The sequence below is a fragment of the Robertmurraya mesotrionivorans genome, assembly GCF_050971805.1.
Lineage (GTDB): Bacteria > Bacillota > Bacilli > Bacillales > Cytobacillaceae > Robertmurraya_A.
In genome coordinates this window covers 37,648-57,927 of the sequence record NZ_JBPCCH010000014.1, presented here as the reverse complement: position 1 = coordinate 57,927, position 20,280 = coordinate 37,648, and the positions used below count along the sequence as shown (strand labels likewise).

Genomic DNA, 20,280 nt, shown 5'->3' with positions numbered 1-20,280 from the left:
GATTGCGCAATGGTAAGATGGTTCAGTGAGTTTAAAAACCAAATTATTAAATTCTTTACTGAAAAACCATATAAGGTACATTATTATGAGGAACAGCCTAATCAACTTGAAAAAAATGTGCTCTATGTTCTAGGGGAAGGATAATCCATGGTCGGTTATCTTGTTGTGCCCTTGTGGTTGTAGAAACTCTATTCAACTTAGTTTAATACCTATTGATCGTCCTTCTTGGAAGATAATTATTGATAAGGATAAAAAAATTTCTATTACACCTTCTATATGGCGTCAACTTGGTTGCAAGAGCCATTTCTTCATAACTCAAAACAAGGTCAGATGGTGTAAATAGGAAAAAAGAGAGTCTCAAAAATTAGAGACTCTCTTTTACAAATTTACAGTTCCTTCTATAAGACTAGACACCTTAATTACTTAGTATTACTGCCAAATCAAAAGATAATCTTAATCAATAGGTTTAAGGTTACTAGCATATATTTTTATCTAAGGAGCTTTGTATGAATATGATAACTGAATTAATAGAGTCAGGTCACGAGTGTGAATACATAGATTATAAGGAAAAACAGTATTCAAAAGAAAAACATAGAGATTTATTAGTTGATATTATGGCGATGGCGAATTCACGTTATGAAGGAGATAAGTTCATTATAATCGGAATTAAGGATAAGCCTAATTTCAAAGAAATAAAAGGAATTAATCCTATAGAATTCATAGATTCATCTACATATACTCAGGTTGTTTTGAGTAATATAGAGCCCGAGATTGAATTCGATTATTTCAAATACGAATATAAAGGCGCTCTTTTAGGGGTATTTAGAATATATAATAACGATAACAAACCCTACATGATTAAGCGTAAATACAATGATTTAAAGGAAGGACTTTGTTTAGTTCGTAAAGGAAGTGTAAACTCTGTTGCAACGCGGAATGATTTTGATAGATTTTACAGGAATAAGGGCGATTTTGAAGTGGAATTTCTCGAAAAAACTCTATATGGTGTGCATGATTCAGAGTGTTGTGCTTCTATTGAGGTCTTATTATCTAATAACAAAGAACATCCAATTACCATTACATCAGGTACTTTAAGTATTTATAATAAAGATGGGGAAGAGCTTTCCAAACACTCTGTTAATGGTATTGATAGTATTGTTGGAGCTGATTTTAAGATTGGGTTAAAGCCAAAGTCAGAAATTGTAGGACAATTATTTGTAACTTTTAGCTCAACTGATCCGTTAAGGTTGGGTATTGATGAGTATGGAGTGAGTAACTTCGATTATATTTTTAAGCTATCTCTTTTTGACGCTAGGGGATCAGAGTACACTGCTTCACTACATAAAGGAAATGTATTTGTAAAAGGAGATTTTCTTTGGAAAGTAAAAGGGTTGATGGGGATTCCTCACGATTTAAAAAAGTAATAAAAGCAGAACTTTTACATAGGAAGTAAAATTGGATATTAATAAATGTTAAAATAGAAATAAATATAAGAGTTAGTAAATAAACAAGGGGATAGGGACAGAAAATGGCTATTCAAAATACTGTAGTAGAGGATGAAAATACAAAGGCTCTATCCTGGAGAGTCTCTGGAATGCTCTCAGACCATGATATTAAGAATTGCATAGAAAAAGATGAAATCTTTATTTATCCTTACCATGAAAAAAACTTAACTCCTGTTGGTTATAATCTGACTCCTTCAGATTTCATTTTGTCAATAAATAACCAGTTATTAGTTAAGATACATAATAATAATGATGAAAAGTACTGTTATATAGAGCCAAATGATACTGTACTTATTATGACAAGAGAAGCTGTAAAGGTCCCTAATAATGTTGCAGGAACATTTCATTCAAAAGTTGGGGTTGTTTCCAAAGGATTTGGACATATTTCTACTACTCTAGATCCCTTATGGCAAGGACCATTATTAATATCAATGAATAACCCAACAAATAGACGGATAAAACTGTTGTTAGCAAAAGTAGAGAAAGGGGAGGGAAAGGGAGAATTAACCTTTCAAAACTCTTCTTTTGTTACACTTATGTTTTCGAGAATGATTTCACCAGCATCAGGATATCACGATAATCCTTCTGGCAGATTTGATATTTTAAAAAAGGTTGTTGAAAAACCCAATAGAAAAAGAATATTTAGAGTTGGTAAAAATTATTCTCATTATTTACAATTGAAAGATATGATAGATACAATTGGATCAATTGAATTCATTAAGTATGAAATACCAGAGTCAAAAAGTTCTATCACAAAGGAACAGTTTAAGACTAATTATGAAAAGTTTTATGAAACCCTTAACTTTTATACCGACCAGGCCCATGATACTAGTAGAAAGATTATTAGCATTAAAAATGCATGGATAAACACCTGGATAATAATAAAAAGTTTAGTTCCTATTATAGCAATAATGTATTTTGCTTGGGATTTTAGCAACGGTGGTCAAATAGATGGAAAGGTTGGCCTTGTTGCTCTTCTCATAGCCTTGCTACCATGGGCTTCACAATTAAGAGAATTGAAAAAGGAGAAATAAAAATGACTTTGACATTAAAAATTAGATCAATCAATGATTCTGCAAAAATACCCCATTATGCGCATGCAGGGGACGCTGGGATGGATTTATATTCTGTAGAAGAAAAAACCATTAATCCAGGTGAGACCGCATTAATTAAGACAGGTATACAAATTGAGCTGCCTAAGAATACAGAGGCTCAAATAAGACCACGAAGTGGACTAGCCTTAAAATATTCAGTGACGGTATTAAATACCCCTGGAACTATTGATGAGGGGTATCGAGGTGAAATAGGAGTAATTCTTATTAATCATGGTAAACAACCTTTTGTTGTTGAAAAACATATGAGAGTAGCTCAAATGGTTATTAAACCAATTCTAAAGGTTGAAGTAATAGAGGTTAGTGAACTTTCCGAAACTGAAAGAGCTGAAGGTGGATTCGGGTCTACCGGAACTAAATAGGAATATTCCCATTGAAAAGGCTTTTTAGAGGACCGGTTCATATTTATGAATCGGTTTTTCTTATATTCATTTTATAAGTTAGATCAAAGAGAACAGGTAAAAAAATAAAATGGTAATTCAGATAATAGAAAGCCACCCAATCATAAACTGTACCCCTATGGACTTATTGTTTCTCAAATTTCCTTTTTAATATGAGATGCTAATTCATATACGTATTAAAGGTATCTCGGGTAAAATCACTTGAAAATTACAGTTACCAACATTAATGTTATCTAATTTTATATCAAAAACCCGTTAATCGTTGATATTAACGGGTTTTTTGGTTACCAACATTAATGTCTATCAACACCACTAGAAAATTTTAGGTGGTAGACATTTTTTGTAATGAGGGTATATTTTCTCTTAAACTACAATTGACATTAATAACTTCTTTCAAGCCCTCTTTCAAACGCTGCAAGATGATTTCTAGATGCATTGCGTAATTGAGTGAATACCATTCTAATATCATTAGGAATTTCAAATGTTAGGAACTTTTCATACATAGCTATATTGTCAACTTCTCCTTCTACACTAGCTGCATAAGCGGACTTTACACTTCCTGGCGTTTTAACGAACGATTGTGAAATATCCTCTGGAATTGGGACTTGGTATTTTTCAAAAAGAGGTAAAAGTGCATAGATATGTCTTAATTCTGCTTCTTTGATTTGTGCAAATGTACGTATGTCTCCAAAAGTTTCGAGTACATTTTTATACCTTGATTGAGCCAAGTGTTCATCTTGAAGCGCGTAGATTAGCATTTGGGGTATTGTTAAACTGGTAGCATTTAATGCACCCTTAGATCCGTAATTATTAGGCTGGCGACTAGTGTTTGTCATCATTTGTTTATTTAATAAAAAGTATAAAAACCATACAGCATGATTTTGCTCATCAGCAGCAGCACGACGAAATGTCTCTTTAATAACAGGATTTTGGGACTTATCTGCAATATCTAGGTAAAAGTCTACCGTTTCTTGTTCATCTCTAAAAGCAAACTCAACACCCTCTTTATACTGATCAGGACACTTTTCAATGTTTTCAGCGACCGGTTGTCTGCCCGTTAACTCTCTATATATTCTACTGAACTCCTCAAAGTGACGTATCTCATCCTGGCGTATCTCAAGAATCTGATCTTTTTCGACCTGAGTTTTTGCCATTCTAGCTAATTTACCGTAACATTCTATGGCTCCATATTCCCCATTGATCGCTTTTTGAATATCGTTTATTAAACTGACGTCAAAAGTATTACGAAAATTAGTATGGTAATAGGGATAATTATTATACATATATTGCATGCTAGCATCCACCCCCCAGGGTAATTTATCAACTTATCATATGCTCAAATATCGGATGGGTGTCTTAAAGGGAGTTATGATTACCAGAGAGTAATTGTGAAGAATAAATGAACTTATACCCAAAGGGGTTTACTTTATTTTTAAATATTCTATAATACCCATATAGGTATTATTAATTACCTTAAACGTATTAATAAAGTTAGTTGTTTATATAAAAATTAATTATTGGAGGAATAGATATGACACAGAAAGTGGTTATCGTAGGCGGAGTAGCTGGGGGAGCAACAGCAGCAGCAAGATTAAGAAGAATTAGTGAGGATGTAGAAATCGTTCTTTTCGAACGTGGTAAGCATATTTCATTTGCGAACTGTGGATTACCTTATTATATCGGGGAAACGATTAAGGACAGAAGCAAGCTGTTGGTACAAACCGTCGAGGGTATGTCAGATCGCTTTAAGCTGGATATTCGTAACTTAAGTGAAGTAGTGAGCATTGATCCGGATAACAAGCGAGTGACAATAAAGAACCTTCAAAATGGGGAAGTTTATGAAGAGTCCTTTGATAAGTTATTATTATCTCCTGGGGCAAGACCAATCGTACCACCGATTCCAGGGCTAAAGGAAAATGAGACCTTATTTACATTAAGAAATATTCCAGATACAGATAAAATAAAAAACTATGTAGATAACGTTCAACCTAAAAAGGCTGTTGTTATTGGTGGTGGATTTATAGGTATTGAAATGGCAGAAAACCTAGTAGATCGAGGAATTGAAGTAACACTTATTGAAATGGCCAATCAAATTATGGCACCAATTGATTTTGAAATGGCGAGTATTTTACACACTCATTTAAAAGGAAAAGGAGTTCAACTAATTCTTGAAAATGGGGTAAAAGCGTTTGAAGATCAAGGAAAGAAGATCATTCTCTCTGATGGTTTGGAAGTTTCTACAGATATGACCATTCTTTCTATCGGTGTCATTCCTGAAAATGAGTTGGCCAAAACAGCTGGTCTTGAATTAGGACAGCGTGGAGGTATTATTGTGAATGAGTATCTTCAAACTTCAAATGAGGATATTTACGCAGTAGGTGATGCAGTTGAGGTAGTAGACTATATTAGTGGCACAAAGGCAATGATTCCACTTGCTGGCCCTGCAAACCGTCAAGGACGAATTGCAGCAAATAATATCATGGGTAAAAAAGAGAAATATCAAGGAACGATGGGGACTTCTATTGCAAAAGTGTTTGATTTAACCGTTGCTGCTACTGGGAATAATGAAAAAACACTAAAACGACTAGGGGTATCTTACGAAGTCGTTCATATTCACCCAAGCTCTCATGCTGGCTACTATCCAGGAGCTGCACCCCTGTCTCTAAAGTTGATTTTTGACAAGGAAACAGGAAAAATCTTTGGTGCACAAGCGGTTGGAGCAGATGGGGTTGATAAGCGAATGGACGTTATTGCTACAGCGATTAAAGGTGGATTAACCGTAGAAGACTTAACAAACTTAGAATTATCATACGCTCCACCGTATTCATCTGCTAAAGATCCAGTCAATATGGCTGGTTATGTGGCAACAAATATTATGGATGGTGAATTGGAACATATTCAGTGGCACGAAGTAGACAAAATTGTTGCTGAAGGTGGCTTAATAATTGACGTCCGTGAACCAATGGAACGTGAATTTGGCTATATTGAGGGTTCAATTAATATTTCGCTAAATGAACTCAGAAATAAACTAGATGAAATTCCTAAAGATCAAACCATATATGTAAGCTGTCAGGTTGGGCTAAGAGGGTATTTAGCAAGCCGTATTCTAAAAAATAACGGATACAAAGTAAAGAATGTGGATGGAGGCTGGAAGACCTATTCGTCCGTATTTGGAAGCAATATAGCCAAGCAAGTTGAAACAAAAACGAACGATCTTGGAGAAACGATTATCGAAGAAACCATTAATGACTTTCAAGTGGATTCACTGGTAGATGTTAGTGGTTTAACTTGTCCTATGCCTATCGTGAAATTGAAAAAAGGGATTGAGGTATTAGAAAGTGGCCAGGTGCTAGAGCTTCATGTAACGGATAAAGGAGCATTAAACGATTTACCTGCTTGGTCAAAAAATGCTGGTCACACCATCCTAAAAACGGAGCAAGATGATAAGCTGATTAAGTTTTGGATCAAAAAGAAATAACATAGTAAACGCATGACTCAAGTACGTGAGTCATGCGTTTTTTGTCGTGAAAAAATATGGTAGGTGGTATCTTGGCATGGAAAAATCAAACGGAAAGATAATAATTCAAGAAAGACGAAAAAACGTTTACGAAGGAGGCAGAAAATGACTACTGAAACAGCGGTGAAAACCATCTCCGTAAAGGAAATTGCCAAAAAAGTGATCAATCATGAGGAAGTTTTTATCATAGATGCAAGAAACACGGATGATTTTGATGATTGGAAGATTGAAGGTAAAAATGTTCACATCATTAACGCCCCTTACTTTGATCTATTAGAAGGGGTTGACTCTATTAAGGAAAAATTACCCACAGATAAGACTATTTATGTCATATGTGCTAAAGGTGGATCCTCAGAATTTGTGGCTCAACAGATCGCAGAAGCGGGTTTTACAGATGTATATTCTGTTGAGGGCGGAATGAAAGCATGGAGTGAATATTTAGAACCTATCAAGATTGGTGATTTAAAAAATGGAGGAGCATTATATCAATTTGTTCGGATAGGAAAAGGTTGTTTATCATACTTGATTGAATCAAATGGTGAAGTTGCAATGATTGATACAAATCGTATGCTTGAACCTTATGAAAGTTTTATCAAAGAGCATCATATTAAATTGACGCATGTACTTGATACTCATCTACATGCAGACCATATTTCTGGTGGGAGAAGGCTTGCTGAAAAAATGGGAGCAACCTATTATCTTCCACCTAAAGATGCCACTGAAGTAAACTTTACGTATCAACAAATTGGTGACGGGGATGAGTATCAAGTTGGTAAAACGACAATTAAGGCGGTTTACTCTCCGGGTCATACCATAGGGAGTACCTCTTTTGTCATCGACGACCAATATTTATTAACAGGAGATATTTTGTTTATTGACTCTATTGGACGCCCAGACCTTGCAGGAAAAGCAGAAGATTGGGTAGGCGATTTACGAAATACACTATATAAGCGTTACAAGGAATTGGCAGATGACCTGCTAGTTCTGCCTGCTCACTATATGGGAATAAATGAAATGAATGATAATGGAAGTATTTCTGAAAAACTTGGTGTACTATACCAACAAAATCACGGATTAAATATTGTAGATGAGAATGAATTTAGAAAAGTGGTAACGGAAAACCTACCACCTCAGCCCAATTCATACCAGGAAATTCGAGAAACAAATATGGGGAAGATAACGCCAGATGTAGAACAACAAAGGGAAATGGAGATTGGCCCGAATCGTTGTGCGGTAAGATAGAAGAGAAATTAAAAATGAGGAAGGTAACTACTTCGGTTGCCTTCCTTTTTATTTGAGGTATAAATTTCCTGGTTGACTTTATACCCAATGGGGTATAGTATGTACATATCGACAAACTTCTAAGGAGGTATTTCAGATTACTTTTGTAACCATTCTACTGTTAGTGATTGGATATGTGTTATTTGAAAGGTATTTTCCGGTTTTCTCTGTAGCTTATATTCCCAGAGAAAAGATCGAAACAAAATCCACTATCATTGATTTAAGAGATTATAACCAAGCAAGTAAATTCTCTATACCGGGTGCAATAAATATACCTGTTGCTTATCTCAATAGATTTAGCACTGACATACCCAATCGTAAACTATATATTATTGCTTCAAACAACCTAGAAAAAAATGTGGGTATTCGTCTTTTACGTAAGAAAGGGTTTCAAGTGATTGGATATACCCTTGCTAGTCATCATTCAAAACTATTGAAAGAAGATAAACTTAGTATAAAAAATCTTTGTTAAAAGGAGGTAAACATATGGATTACAATACTCAAATTCAAAATAGAGTAAAGCGTATGGAAGGGCAGCTTAGAGGGATTTTACGAATGATGGAAGAAAATAAGGACTGTAAAGAAGTGATTACACAATTATCAGCTGTTCGAACGGCTGTTGATCGTACAATGGGTGTGATTGTAAGTTCTAATTTAGTTGACTGTGTACAAAAAGCTAATGAAAACGAAGAAACAAATGCAGAGAATCTGATCAAAGAAGCGGTTAACCTACTTGTAAAAAGCAGATAAAAAAGGTTGACATCATTGAGTCATTCATTTAACATTATACCCATGGGGGTAAGTTGAAGTTTAAGGTATTAAACGTAATTTATATTTTTTTAAACAATAATATACCTATACGAGTATATGTAAATAAATAGAATTAAAAACCTAGGAGGTAACAGTATGTCAGAAAAGAAAAAAACTACGATTGTGTTATTTAGTGGAGATTACGATAAAGCAATGGCTGCTTATATTATTGCAAATGGTGCAGCAGCCTACGATCATGAAGTAACCATCTTCCATACATTCTGGGGGTTGAATGCTCTCCGTAAAGAGGAAAATATGATGGTGAAAAAAGGATTCATGGAAAAGATGTTCGAAAAAATGATGCCAAGAGGCGCAGATAAGATGGGTCTTTCTAAAATGAACTTTGCAGGTATGGGTCCAAAAATGATTAAAGGTGTTATGAAAAAGCACAACGCAATGTCCCTACCTCAGTTAATCGAAATGGCACAAGAGCAAGACGTGAAATTAGTGGCATGTACGATGACAATGGATCTGTTAGGTCTTAAAGAAGAAGAGCTTCTTGAAAATGTCGAATATGCGGGCGTAGCTGCTTATTTGGCTGATGCAGAAGATGGGAATGTAAATCTATTTATTTAATGAAAGATAGGGGATTTTCCCCTATCAATAAGGAGAGAATAATATGGAATATGTAAATTATATTCTCATTGGATTGTTCTTAGTTTTGATTATCCAAAGAATGATTCCGACAAAAGGCGTTAGACATATAACAACAGCTGAATTAAAAAAGGAATTAAAAGATAAAAATAAACAATTTGTGGATGTTCGAACGCCAGCTGAGTATAAGGGAAACCACATCAAAGGCTTTAAAAACATTCCACTTCATGTGCTATCTCAAAAATCAAATGAGATTTCAAAAGATAAAGAAGTAGTAGTCATTTGTCAAAGTGGAATGAGAAGTCAAAAAGCTAGCAAAACCCTAAAAAAATTAGGATTTACAAAAATAACGAATGTAAAAGGCGGCATGAGCTTCTGGTCATAAGATATAGGAGGAATAAACAATGAAAACAATGACAGCCAAAGAAGTAGAAGCACTATTAAACGAAGGTAAAGCATTGGATATTATCGATGTGCGAGAAGTAGATGAGGTAGCAGCTGGGAAAATTCCTGGAGCAGTAAACATTCCACTAGGCCTTATTGAGTTCCGTATGCATGAGTTAGATAAATCAAAGGAATATATCATGGTTTGTCGTTCTGGTGGTAGAAGTGGTAGTGCTTCACAATTTCTAGAAAGCTATGGATACAAAGTCATTAATATGACAGGTGGTATGCTTTCTTGGGAAGGTAAAACAGAATAAAAAATTTTAAAATAAAATATACCCTATATGGTATAAAAGTAATGGAGGTTACTCATGGAGAACTTAAAAGCAAATGTCACTCTTGATGCAAAGGGATTAGCATGCCCGATGCCGATTGTTAAAACGAAAAAAGCAATGACTGGATTAGAAGCAGGGCAGGTATTGGAAGTCCAAGCAACAGATAAGGGATCAAAAGCAGATATTAAAGCATGGGCTGAAAGTACAGGACATCAATATCTAGGTACTTTGGAAGAAGGAGATGTGTTAAAGCATTATCTAAGAAAGTCTTCAAGCGATGAAACCATTGAAAGAAAACATCCAAATGTAGTGACAAATGAGGAACTACAGTCAAAGCTAGAAGCAAATGAAAACATGATGGTTCTAGATGTAAGAGAAACGGCAGAATATGCATTTAATCATATTCCGAATGCGATTTCTATTCCACTTGGTGAGTTAGAAGCTCGTATGAATGAATTAAACCAAGATCAAACCATCTATATCGTATGTCGTACAGGTAACCGAAGCGATTTAGCAGCTCAGAAACTAGCTGAAAACGGATTTTCTAACGTACTGAATGTTATTCCAGGGATGAGTCAATGGACTGGAACAACGGATCGTATCAATAATTAAGCTGTTCTATAAAGAAACACACGATACAACCACACGGTGGCATTAAGAAATTAGGAGGAAATACAATGACAACTAAAGTAGCAATTATCGCAAGTAATGGTGGCCTATTTGATGCTTATAAAGTATTTAACATCGCAACAGCAGCTGCCGCAACAGATCAAGAAGTAGCAATTTTCTTCACCTTTGAAGGATTAAACTTAATTCATAAAGAGGCAAATAAACAACTTCCGATGCCAGAAGGAAAAGAACATTTTGCAGAAGGATTTTCTAAAGCAAATGTACCATCCATCCCAGAATTGGCTGAAATGGCTCAAGAGATGGGAGTAAAACTGATTGGATGCCAAATGACAATGGATGTTATGGGATTAGAAAAAGAAAGCTTTGTGGATGGAATTGAAGTAGGTGGAGCTGTAACATTTTTAGATTTTGCTAAAGACGCAGATATCACACTGACTTTTTAATCAAAAATTTTTAAAATCAATTATACTCTAGGGGGTAAAAATAATGACTGTTCAAGCAATGACGGCAAAAGAAGTGACGAAGAAAGTATTTAATAAAGAAGCATTCTTCATCTTAGATGTACGTAATGAAGATGCATTTCAAGATTGGAAAATTGAAGGCGAAAATTTTGAATATCTAAATGTACCGTACTTTGATCTATTAGATGGGGTAGAAGAAATTCTTGATAAAGTACCTACTGATAAAGAGGTATTAGTTGTTTGTGCCAAGGAAGGTTCATCTATCATGGTAGCTGACATGCTTTCTGAAGCAGGACGTACGGTGTCTTATCTAGCTGGCGGAATGAAAGCGTGGAGTGAACACTTAGAACCAGTTAAGGTTGGAGATTTAAAAGACGGTGGCGAAATTTATCAGTTCGTTCGTATCGGAAAAGGCTGTTTATCATACATGGTTGTATCAAATGGCGAAGCAGCTATCATTGACTCCACTCGTATGACAGATACGTACCTTGATTTTGCAAAGTCAATCGGAGCAAAGATCACTCATGTATTTGATACTCACCTTCATGCCGATCATATTTCTGGTGGAAGAGTAATTGCTGAAAAAACAAATGCAACTTACTGGTTACCTCCAAAGGATGCAACGGAAGTTACTTTTACGTACCAACCATTAGAAGATGGCAATGATGTAGAAATCGGAAATGTGAAAATCAATATCCATGCATTGTATTCACCAGGACACACGATCGGATCAACTTCCTTTATTGTGGATGAGAAATTCTTACTCTCAGGAGATATCTTGTTCATCGATTCGATTGGAAGACCAGATTTAGCAGGTCTAGCACAGGATTGGGTGCGAGACTTACGAGAAAGTCTATACAAGCGTTATAGAGAGTTATCTGAGGAGTTAATCGTACTTCCAGCCCACTTTATGATCATTGATGAGTTAAATGAAGATGGAAGTGTGTCAGAGAAACTGGGCTCTCTATTTGAGAAAAACCACGGTTTAAATATTAAAGATGAAGATGAATTTAGAAGAGTGGTAACGGAAAACCTGCCACCACAACCTAATGCATACCAACAAATCCGTGAAACAAATATGGGGAAAATCACTCCAGAAGAAGAACAACAACGTGAAATGGAAATCGGACCAAACCGTTGTGCGGTTCGATAAAACAATACTAGGAGGAATAGAAATGGAAGCAAATAAAGTATTAGACGCAAAAGGGCTGGCTTGTCCAATGCCAATCGTAAAAACAAAGAAAGCAATGAATGAATTAGAAAGCGGTCAAGTGTTAGAAATTCATGCAACCGATAAAGGGGCAAAAAATGACCTTGCTGCATGGGCAAAATCAGGTGGTCATGAATTAATCAAACACGAAGAAGAAGATACGGTTTTAAAATTTTGGATTAAAAAAGGCTGATTTATAAGGGAACCAGATGGGGTTCCCTTTTTCTAAAAATGGTTTTAGAGCAAGCGTCATGATAGGCGCTTTTGCTTTTCAAAGGGGGAAAAACGATGGATTTAGGATTTATTATCACCATCTTTTTAATTGGTTTTATTGGTTCATATATTTCCGGAATGCTGGGAATTGGTGGCTCAATCATTAAGTATCCGATGCTATTATACATTCCACCTTTATTCGGTCTAGCAGCTTTTAGTGCTCACGAAGTATCAGGAATAAGTGCTGTTCAGGTGTTTTTTGCCACGATTGGTGGGGTGTGGGCTTACCGAAAAGGTGGCTTTTTAAATAAAAAGCTAATCATTTATATGGGAGCAAGTATTTTAGTTGGTAGTTTTATTGGGGGCTTTGGTTCAAAGCTCATGAGTGAAGGTGGAATTAATATCATATACGGTATTTTAGCATTGATTGCAGCTGTGATGATGTTCATTCCTAAAAAGGGTCTAGATGATATTCCATTAGATCAAGTGACATTCAATAAATGGTTGGCAGCGGTCCTTGCATTTATCGTGGGGATAGGGTCTGGAATTGTCGGAGCTGCTGGTGCTTTTCTTTTAGTACCAATCATGCTTGTTGTATTAAAGATTCCAACTCGTATGACAATTGCTTCCTCACTTGCCATCACATTTATCTCTTCTATCGGAGCGACAGTTGGAAAACTTACAACGGGGCAAGTAGAATTTTGGCCATCTTTAATCATGGTCATAGCTAGTTTAATTGCCTCACCACTAGGGGCGATGGTAGGGAAGAAGGTAAATACAAAGATCCTTCAAGTAGTCCTAGCACTACTGATTTTAGCAACAGCGATAAAGATTTGGATGGATATCTTGTAAGCTAGCAAACTTAAAATAAAGGTACATCGAGTATAAGGAATAGAAAAGGTGCTTGTCCCAATTGTTATTGAAGGACAGGCGCTTTTTCTCATTTAAAGCAGTTCCCAAATAAATACATAATAAATACCGAAGAATAAAAATATTAACAGGAGCAGAATGGAAAGACATAAAGTAATAACTCTTGGGTAAACGAAAGTTTGGTTGTTGATGTCTCGGCCTTTCTTAAAATATCCAATAGTTGAAAGTATGATAGTGATAATTCCTACAAAAATAGAAGTTAATCCAATCGTTTGTGCTAGTATGTCCCCGAGTTGATCTTTTGAAATGAACGAAAAATGTAAATTCGTTATTAAAAATCCAACCCCTATAATCGTTATACTCGTTCGTATCCATGCTAGGTATGTACGTTCATTTGCCAGATGCTGCTGTATGTAGTTTGAATCAATCGTTGGCTTATCCTTAAATATCATTGTTCTGTACCTCAATTAACTTTGAGTTATTAACCTCTATTAAAGAGAAGACCATCAAAGGTGATGGCCTTCTTTTCTACTTTTAGTATATAAGTAAAAGCATCAATATTATTCCTTCTGTTAGGAGCGAAATATACTTAAATCGATTCAGAGCGGTAAGGCCACATCTCTTGGAGGCTCGTAATAAAAAGCTCCACGTTTTTTTTCTTTTTCATAGTAGGAGAGTAGACATACGACAGCGTTCTAGGGAATTGAAAATCTTTAATGCGGATGATGGCTAACTCTCCATTGTTGACTTCTTTATGGATAACGCTATTAGATAAAAGTGAAAGACCCATGCCTTTACTTATTGTTTCTTTAATTCCTTGATTGCTGCTAATAGATAGAAGGGATTGTACTTTTAACCCATTCGAACGGATCACGTGATTTAAGTATTCCCGAGTACCTGACCCAACCTCCCTCGTCACCCATACTTGGTTTTGAAGATCTGATATGAATATGTCTCTATTCATTAATGCAAGAGGATGCGTAGCGGATGATACAACAAAAAGCTCGTCCTTTAAAAAAGGGTGGACAGACAGTTCTTTTTCATTGGTTTGCCCTTCAATTAGACCAATATCTACTTCATGCCTTTTAACGGATTGAACAATTTCCTTCGTATTCCCTATAACCACTTCAAGTTCAAGTGCCGGATGTTCCTTTTGGATGTCATAGAGAAGGGAAGGTAAAATGTACTCCCCAATGGTAAAGCTTGCCCCGATTTTCAAGGTTCCACTAACAGATGTATGCAAGTCGAGGATATCTTGTTTTGTCTGCTCATACATGCTTATTAACTGTTTGGCTCGATCATACAAAATCTCTCCAGAAGGAGTGATTTTTAGTTGTTTTGGAGAACGTATGAATAGTTTCGTTTGAAACTCGGTTTCTAAATTCTTAATATGTAAACTAACACTTGGTTGAGACATGAGAAGGAGTTCGGCCGTTTTGGTGAAGTTCTTTACTTCCACTAGAGTAACAAAGGTCTTTAACTCATCAAAATACATACATGACCCTCCTTATTATTAGAAATATTAATAATTATAATCAGTTATATGTATTTTACCAATAGCCAAACTTAAGGTAAAGTAATTATCATAGAAGAGAAACCTGTAATTATCGGTTTAAATATTAAAACCGACTTAACTTATTGGAATAATTAAGATATAATAACACTTATGATATTTTGCGAATTTTGGGGAATTTAGTCTATTTATATTTTTGTGAGGTGGATTTCGTTGCAACTTCAGGTTATGAACAGCCCGTTTAGTCAGGAGCAGGCAGAGCTTCTTAACAAAATACTGCCAACACTAACTGAATCGCAGAAGGTTTGGCTTAGTGGATATTTAGCAGCTATTCAAGCAGCATCAGCAACTACTATTTCAGAATCAGCTTCTGTAGCTCTATCAGTTGAGGCTTCAAAGCCAGTGTCGAAAGAAGTAACCATCCTTTTTGGTTCACAGACAGGAAATGCACAACGACTTGCTACAAAAGCAGGTAAAACGCTTGAAAGCAATGGTTTTCAAGTAACCGTTTCATCCATGAGTGATTTTAAGCCAAATAATTTAAAGAAATTACAAAACCTATTAATAGTTGCAAGTACACATGGTGAGGGTGAACCACCAGATAATGCGTTGTCTTTCCATGAGTACTTACACTCAAAGCGTGCTCCTAAGTTAGAAGAACTCAATTATGCTGTTCTATCGTTAGGGGATAGCTCGTACGAATTCTTCTGTCAAACAGGAAAAGAATTTGATGAGCGCCTTAAGGAGCTAGGTGGAAAGCCATTAACCGAAAGAGTAGACTGTGATCTAGATTATGATGAACCAGCTTCTGAATGGATTGAGAGTGTACTTTCAGCTCTAGGACAGGCTGGAAATGCGGCAAGTCAAGCTCAGGCGACTGGTGGAGCAGTACAAGTTGCTTCAGAAGAATCTATTTATTCTAGAACAAACCCTTTCCGTGCCGAAGTATTAGAAAACTTAAATTTAAATGGTCGTGGATCAAATAAAGAAACACGTCATCTTGAGTTATCGCTTGAAGGTTCAGGATTAACGTATGAGCCAGGTGACAGCCTAGGAATTTATCCGGAAAACGACCCAGAGCTTGTGGAGCAAATCCTTGCTGAAATGAACTGGAATGCAGATGAAAAAGTGACAGTTAATAAACAAGGAGAAGTAAGAACGCTAAAAGATGCGCTACTTACCAACTTTGAAATTACGGTATTAACTAAGCCGTTAATGGAACAAGCAGCCAAGCTTTCTGTAAATCAGGAATTACAAGAGATGGTGAAACCGGAAAATGCAGAAAAAGTCAGAGAGTATATTCATGGTCGCGATTTGCTTGACTTGCTTCGAGACTTTGGCCCTTGGACAGCTTCTTCACAGGAGATTGTTTCTATATTAAGAAAGCTTCCTGCACGTCTATACTCAATTGCAAGCAGTATTTCTGCCAACCCAGATGAAGTTCATTTGACGATTGGTGCGGTCAGATACGATTCACATGGACGTGAAAGAAAAGGTGTATGCTCGATTCTAACAGCTGAGCGCCTACAAGCAGGGGATACTCTACCAATATTTATCCAAAATAATCCAAACTTTAAGCTTCCTGAAAACCCTGAAACTCCTATTATCATGGTAGGACCAGGAACAGGTGTAGCACCATTCCGTTCATTTATGCAAGAGCGCGAAGAAGCGGGTGCAGAGGGCAAGTCATGGATGTTCTTCGGTGATCAGCACTTTGTAACGGATTTCTTATATCAAACCGAATGGCAAAAGTGGTTGAAAGATGGCGTCCTAACAAAGATGGATGTTGCTTTTTCAAGAGACACGAATGAAAAGGTATATGTTCAGCACCGTATGCTTGAGCAAAGCAAGGAAGTATTTGCGTGGCTTCAAGAGGGAGCGGTTGTATATATTTGTGGTGATGAGAAACATATGGCACATGACGTGCATCAAACGTTAATTACTATTATTGAAAAAGAAGGCAGCATGGGTCGTGAAGAAGCAGAAAGCTATTTAGCTGCAATGCAAAAAGAAAAGCGATACCAGCGTGACGTATACTGAGTTTGAATGAAAGGAGTTTTAAGCATGGTGGAAGTGAAAGAAAATTTAAAAGCGCCTGAAGGCCCTCCTAGTGATGTAGAGGGTATAAAAGATCGAAGCGATTACTTACGTGGAACGCTAAAAGAAGTAATGCTTGATCGAATCAGTGCAGGTATCCCAGAGGATGACAACCGATTAATGAAGCATCATGGAAGCTATTTACAGGATGACCGTGATGTGCGTGCAGAACGACAAAAGCAAAAGCTTGAACCAGCTTATCAGTTCATGCTTCGTGTTCGACTACCAGGTGGAGTGGCAACACCTGAACAGTGGTTGGTGATGGATGACCTTTCTGAAAAATACGGAAATGGCACATTAAAATTAACAACTCGCCAAACGTTCCAAATTCATGGAATCCTAAAGTGGAATATGAAAAGTACCATTCAAGGCATTAATCAAGCTCTAATGGATACAATTGCTGCATGTGGAGATGTAAACAGAAATGTTATGAGTACTTCTAATCCACATCAGTCAGAAATTCATGCAGAGGTATATGAGTGGGGCAAGAAATTAAGCGATGATTTACTTCCTCGTACAAGGGCCTATCATGAAATTTGGCTTGATGAAGAGAGAGTAGCAGGAACGCCTGATGTAGAGGTTGAGCCTATGTATGGACCACTCTACTTGCCTCGTAAATTTAAAATTGGTATGGCTATTCCTCCAGAGAACGATGTGGATGTATTTTCACAGGATCTTGGGTATATTGCCATCGTGGAAGAAGGAAAGCTTGTTGGATTTAACGTGGCAATCGGTGGCGGAATGGGAATGTCTCACGGTGATAAGACGACTTACCCGCAGCTTGCAAAAGTCATCGGCTTCTGTAAGCCAGAGCAAGTGTACGATGTGGCGGAGAAGGTTATTACCATCCAACGTGACTATGGAAATCGTTCTGTACGTAAGAATGCGCGTTTTAAGTACACGGTGGACCGTTTAGGATTAGAAAATGTGAAGCATGAGCTAGAAAACCGACTTGGCTGGAAGCTTGAAGAAGCAAAACCTTACTCATTTGATCATAATGGTGATCGATATGGTTGGGTAAAAGGCCTAAAAGGAAATTGGCATTTCACATTATTTGTGCAAGGTGGACGTATAGCTGACTTTGATGGCTATCCATTGAAAACTGGCTTACGTGAAATCGCAAAGGTTCATACAGGTGATTTCCGTTTAACAGCCAATCAAAACTTAATCATTGGCAGTGTGTCTGCACAGAAAAAGAAAAAAATTACTGAGCTACTTGAAAAGTACGGGTTAACAGATGGAAAACATCACTCTGCGTTACGTCGTAGCTCAATAGCTTGCGTATCTTTACCAACATGTGGTCTTGCCATGGCAGAAGCTGAGAGATACCTACCAAAGCTTATTGATAAGATTGAAGAAATCGTTGAGGAAAATGGGCTAAGAGATAAAGAAATTACGATTCGTATGACTGGCTGTCCAAACGGTTGTGCAAGACATGCCCTAGGGGAAATTGGGTTCATTGGTAAGGCCCCTGGAAAATACAATATGTATTTAGGTGCTGCATTTGATGGAAGCCGCTTAAGCAAGATGTATCGTGAAAATATCGGAGAAGAAGAAATCCTTAGTGTGTTACGCTCCATACTTCCACGTTATGCCAAGGAACGTAACGAAGGGGAACATTTTGGAGACTTTGTGATTCGTGCCGGCATTATTGAAGCAACAACAGATGGAACGAATTTTCACGCATAATATATAAAAAGACCTTTATTCTGTCGAGAAATTAGATAGAATAAAGGTCTTTTTTGTTTTTCAACATAGAGAAATTGTTACTGGGCAAAATAGAATTAGAAATTTTGGAATCTTTTATATTACCATAATTTATAATTTACAATTAACAAACAATTATGTAAAATGGCTAAGGTGTATTCGCTATTTTTCGACAATTATTTCAATTTCTATAGGAGGATATAATGGATTTATTTCGTAAGAAACAAGTAGGGAAATCGGTATCTGAAAATTCCCTCAAAAGAGTGCTAGGTGCATTCGACCTCACTCTACTAGGTGTTGGGGCCATTATCGGAACAGGAGTATTCGTATTAACTGGAGTGGCTGCAGCTGAATATGCAGGACCTGCACTTATCTTATCCTTTATTATTGCTGGACTCGCTTGTGCATTTGCAGCATTATGTTACTCAGAATTTGCTTCTATGATACCTCAATCAGGTAGTGCGTATACATATGGATATGTTGCATTTGGAGAGCTACTTGCATGGGTACTAGGTTGGGATTTAGTTTTGGAATATGGGTTGGCTTCTTCTGCGGTTGCAAGCGGTTGGTCAGGTTATTTCCAAAGTTTAATGGCAGGGTTCGGATGGCATTTACCTACTTTTTTAACAAGTGCGTTTGATCCGTCAAAAGGTACATTTGTAGACCTACCGGCTGTTATCATTGTTTTATTAGTGACCCTTTTGCTAACAAGAGGCGTGAAGGAGTCAGCTAAATTTAATGCCATTATGGTTGTTATTAAAGTAGCGGTTGTTCTCTTATTTATTGCTATAGGGGTATGGTATGTGGAGCCAACAAATTGGAAGCCATTTATGCCGTTTGGAGCTTCAGGAGTAGTAGCGGGTGCAGCTGTCGTTGTATTTGCTTATTTTGGATTTGATGCAGTTTCAACAGCAGCTGAAGAGGTAAAGAATCCCCAACGGAATCTTCCAATTGGGATTATTTCTGCTCTTGCCATTTGTACCATTTTATATATTGCTGTTTCCTTAATTCTAACTGGGATTGTACCGTTCAACCTTTTAAACGTAAAGGATCCAGTAGCCTTTGCCCTTCGATTTATCCAACAAGACTGGGCAGCAGGATTTATCTCTCTTGGAGCAATCGTAGGTATTACAACCGTACTAATTGTAATGATGTTTGGACAAACACGTTTATTTTATGCAATTAGCCGAGATGGGTTGCTACCGAAAAAATTATCAACGGTTCACCCGAAATCTCAAGTGCCTATTACAAGCACATGGGTAACAGGGGGATTAGTGGCCATTTTTGCAGGATTTATTCCTTTAAACAAACTTGCAGAGTTAACAAGTATTGGAACATTATTTGCCTTTGCAACGGTATCTCTTGGAGTTGCCGTACTTCGCAAAACACAGCCAGATCTACATCGTCCGTTCAAGACACCTCTTGTTCCTGTTATTCCTATCCTGGCAGTTATTTTTTGTGTGTATTTAATGCTCCAGTTATCAGCATTTACGTGGAAGGGATTTTTGGTCTGGTTAGTAATCGGTTTAGGCATATACATTGGCTATGGGTATAGAAATAGTAAATTAAACAACCCTGAACCATCAAATTCATAAAAGAAAAAGTCGGTTCTGGAGAGAACCGACTTTTTTATATAGATC

The 20,280-nt window shown here is 36.7% G+C and carries 22 protein-coding genes and 1 pseudogene; 20 read left to right on the top strand and 3 right to left on the bottom strand.

Translation table 11 applies throughout. The features are described 5' to 3' along the window. The first annotated feature begins 9 nt into the window (after positions 1-9). The 5 genes and pseudogenes from ACRX5O_RS18545 to dut all read left to right on the top strand — a co-directional run bounded on the left by ACRX5O_RS18545 (position 10) and on the right by dut (position 2,979). Complete coding sequence (locus ACRX5O_RS18545) at positions 10-144, top strand: hypothetical protein (protein WP_433907314.1); 135 nt, start codon at positions 10-12, stop codon at positions 142-144. A gap of 10 nt (positions 145-154) precedes the next feature. Next, positions 155-343 (top strand): annotated as a pseudogene (locus ACRX5O_RS18540) (ubiquitination-like system serine protease family protein); the annotation flags it as partial. A 163-nt stretch (positions 344-506) separates the two neighbouring features. Beyond that, a complete protein-coding gene (locus ACRX5O_RS18535) occupies positions 507-1,424 on the top strand; it encodes an AlbA family DNA-binding domain-containing protein (RefSeq protein ID WP_433907312.1) in 918 nt (305 codons plus the stop codon). 104 nt (positions 1,425-1,528) lie between these two features. Beyond that, positions 1,529-2,539: a dCTP deaminase gene (locus ACRX5O_RS18530; RefSeq protein WP_433907311.1), complete on the top strand. Its 1,011-nt coding sequence runs from the start codon at positions 1,529-1,531 to the stop codon at positions 2,537-2,539. Positions 2,540-2,541: 2 nt separating this feature from the next. Beyond that, entirely contained in the window at positions 2,542-2,979 is a 438-nt protein-coding gene (gene dut / locus ACRX5O_RS18525; protein ID WP_433907310.1) for a dUTP diphosphatase, read from the top strand. Positions 2,980-3,398: 419 nt separating this feature from the next. Here dut and ACRX5O_RS18520 read toward each other — a convergent pair whose 3' ends face one another. Continuing rightward, the gene (locus tag ACRX5O_RS18520; protein WP_433907350.1) at positions 3,399-4,301 is read right to left on the bottom strand and encodes a ferritin family protein; all 903 of its coding nucleotides are present in this window, start codon (positions 4,299-4,301) and stop codon (positions 3,399-3,401) included. 248 nt (positions 4,302-4,549) lie between these two features. Between ACRX5O_RS18520 and ACRX5O_RS18515 the strand changes: the two genes are divergently transcribed. From ACRX5O_RS18515 to ACRX5O_RS18460, 12 genes are all read left to right on the top strand, one after another. After that, positions 4,550-6,496, top strand: a complete 1,947-nt coding sequence (locus tag ACRX5O_RS18515; RefSeq protein ID WP_433907309.1) for a CoA-disulfide reductase — start codon at positions 4,550-4,552, stop codon at positions 6,494-6,496. Between the two features lie 144 nt (positions 6,497-6,640). Beyond that, positions 6,641-7,777, top strand: a complete 1,137-nt coding sequence (locus ACRX5O_RS18510; protein WP_433907308.1) for an MBL fold metallo-hydrolase — start codon at positions 6,641-6,643, stop codon at positions 7,775-7,777. Positions 7,778-7,952: 175 nt separating this feature from the next. Continuing rightward, the gene (locus tag ACRX5O_RS18505; protein ID WP_433907307.1) at positions 7,953-8,288 is read left to right on the top strand and encodes a rhodanese-like domain-containing protein; all 336 of its coding nucleotides are present in this window, start codon (positions 7,953-7,955) and stop codon (positions 8,286-8,288) included. A 14-nt stretch (positions 8,289-8,302) separates the two neighbouring features. After that, the gene (locus ACRX5O_RS18500) at positions 8,303-8,566 is read left to right on the top strand and encodes a metal-sensitive transcriptional regulator (protein ID WP_433907306.1); all 264 of its coding nucleotides are present in this window, start codon (positions 8,303-8,305) and stop codon (positions 8,564-8,566) included. A 156-nt stretch (positions 8,567-8,722) separates the two neighbouring features. Further along, on the top strand, positions 8,723-9,202 hold the full coding sequence (locus ACRX5O_RS18495; RefSeq protein WP_066059137.1) for a DsrE/DsrF/DrsH-like family protein: 480 nt from the start codon (positions 8,723-8,725) through the stop codon (positions 9,200-9,202). Positions 9,203-9,245: 43 nt separating this feature from the next. Continuing rightward, positions 9,246-9,605 (top strand): rhodanese-like domain-containing protein, encoded by a 360-nt coding sequence (locus ACRX5O_RS18490; RefSeq protein WP_433907305.1) that lies wholly within the window; start codon positions 9,246-9,248, stop codon positions 9,603-9,605. A gap of 19 nt (positions 9,606-9,624) precedes the next feature. Then, complete coding sequence (locus ACRX5O_RS18485; protein ID WP_391560336.1) at positions 9,625-9,921, top strand: rhodanese-like domain-containing protein; 297 nt, start codon at positions 9,625-9,627, stop codon at positions 9,919-9,921. 54 nt (positions 9,922-9,975) lie between these two features. Further along, a complete protein-coding gene (locus tag ACRX5O_RS18480; protein WP_433907304.1) occupies positions 9,976-10,551 on the top strand; it encodes a sulfurtransferase TusA family protein in 576 nt (191 codons plus the stop codon). 65 nt (positions 10,552-10,616) lie between these two features. Then, positions 10,617-11,012 carry a DsrE/DsrF/DrsH-like family protein gene (locus ACRX5O_RS18475; RefSeq protein WP_433907303.1) on the top strand — a complete coding sequence of 132 codons (396 nt, stop codon included), beginning with the start codon at positions 10,617-10,619 and terminating at the stop codon, positions 11,010-11,012. A 43-nt stretch (positions 11,013-11,055) separates the two neighbouring features. Further along, complete coding sequence (locus ACRX5O_RS18470) at positions 11,056-12,183, top strand: MBL fold metallo-hydrolase (protein WP_433907302.1); 1,128 nt, start codon at positions 11,056-11,058, stop codon at positions 12,181-12,183. 22 nt (positions 12,184-12,205) lie between these two features. Further along, the gene (locus tag ACRX5O_RS18465; RefSeq protein ID WP_433907301.1) at positions 12,206-12,433 is read left to right on the top strand and encodes a sulfurtransferase TusA family protein; all 228 of its coding nucleotides are present in this window, start codon (positions 12,206-12,208) and stop codon (positions 12,431-12,433) included. A gap of 95 nt (positions 12,434-12,528) precedes the next feature. Then, positions 12,529-13,305 (top strand): sulfite exporter TauE/SafE family protein, encoded by a 777-nt coding sequence (locus ACRX5O_RS18460; RefSeq protein WP_433907300.1) that lies wholly within the window; start codon positions 12,529-12,531, stop codon positions 13,303-13,305. Positions 13,306-13,397: 92 nt separating this feature from the next. On the opposite strand, the gene ACRX5O_RS18455 is transcribed toward ACRX5O_RS18460, so the two are convergent. Both ACRX5O_RS18455 and ACRX5O_RS18450 read right to left on the bottom strand, forming a co-directional pair. Further along, positions 13,398-13,775: a YidH family protein gene (locus ACRX5O_RS18455; protein WP_433907299.1), complete on the bottom strand. Its 378-nt coding sequence runs from the start codon at positions 13,773-13,775 to the stop codon at positions 13,398-13,400. 137 nt (positions 13,776-13,912) lie between these two features. Then, a complete protein-coding gene (locus tag ACRX5O_RS18450) occupies positions 13,913-14,818 on the bottom strand; it encodes a LysR family transcriptional regulator (protein ID WP_433907298.1) in 906 nt (301 codons plus the stop codon). A gap of 231 nt (positions 14,819-15,049) precedes the next feature. On the opposite strand from ACRX5O_RS18450, the gene ACRX5O_RS18445 reads away from it, so the two are divergent. From ACRX5O_RS18445 to bcaP, 3 genes are all read left to right on the top strand, one after another. After that, positions 15,050-16,876 (top strand): assimilatory sulfite reductase (NADPH) flavoprotein subunit, encoded by a 1,827-nt coding sequence (locus tag ACRX5O_RS18445; protein ID WP_433907297.1) that lies wholly within the window; start codon positions 15,050-15,052, stop codon positions 16,874-16,876. 24 nt (positions 16,877-16,900) lie between these two features. After that, positions 16,901-18,622 carry an assimilatory sulfite reductase (NADPH) hemoprotein subunit gene (gene cysI / locus ACRX5O_RS18440; RefSeq protein ID WP_433907296.1) on the top strand — a complete coding sequence of 574 codons (1,722 nt, stop codon included), beginning with the start codon at positions 16,901-16,903 and terminating at the stop codon, positions 18,620-18,622. Between the two features lie 221 nt (positions 18,623-18,843). After that, positions 18,844-20,235 (top strand): branched-chain amino acid transporter BcaP, encoded by a 1,392-nt coding sequence (gene bcaP, locus ACRX5O_RS18435; protein ID WP_433907295.1) that lies wholly within the window; start codon positions 18,844-18,846, stop codon positions 20,233-20,235. The last annotated feature ends 45 nt before the right edge of the window (positions 20,236-20,280 follow it).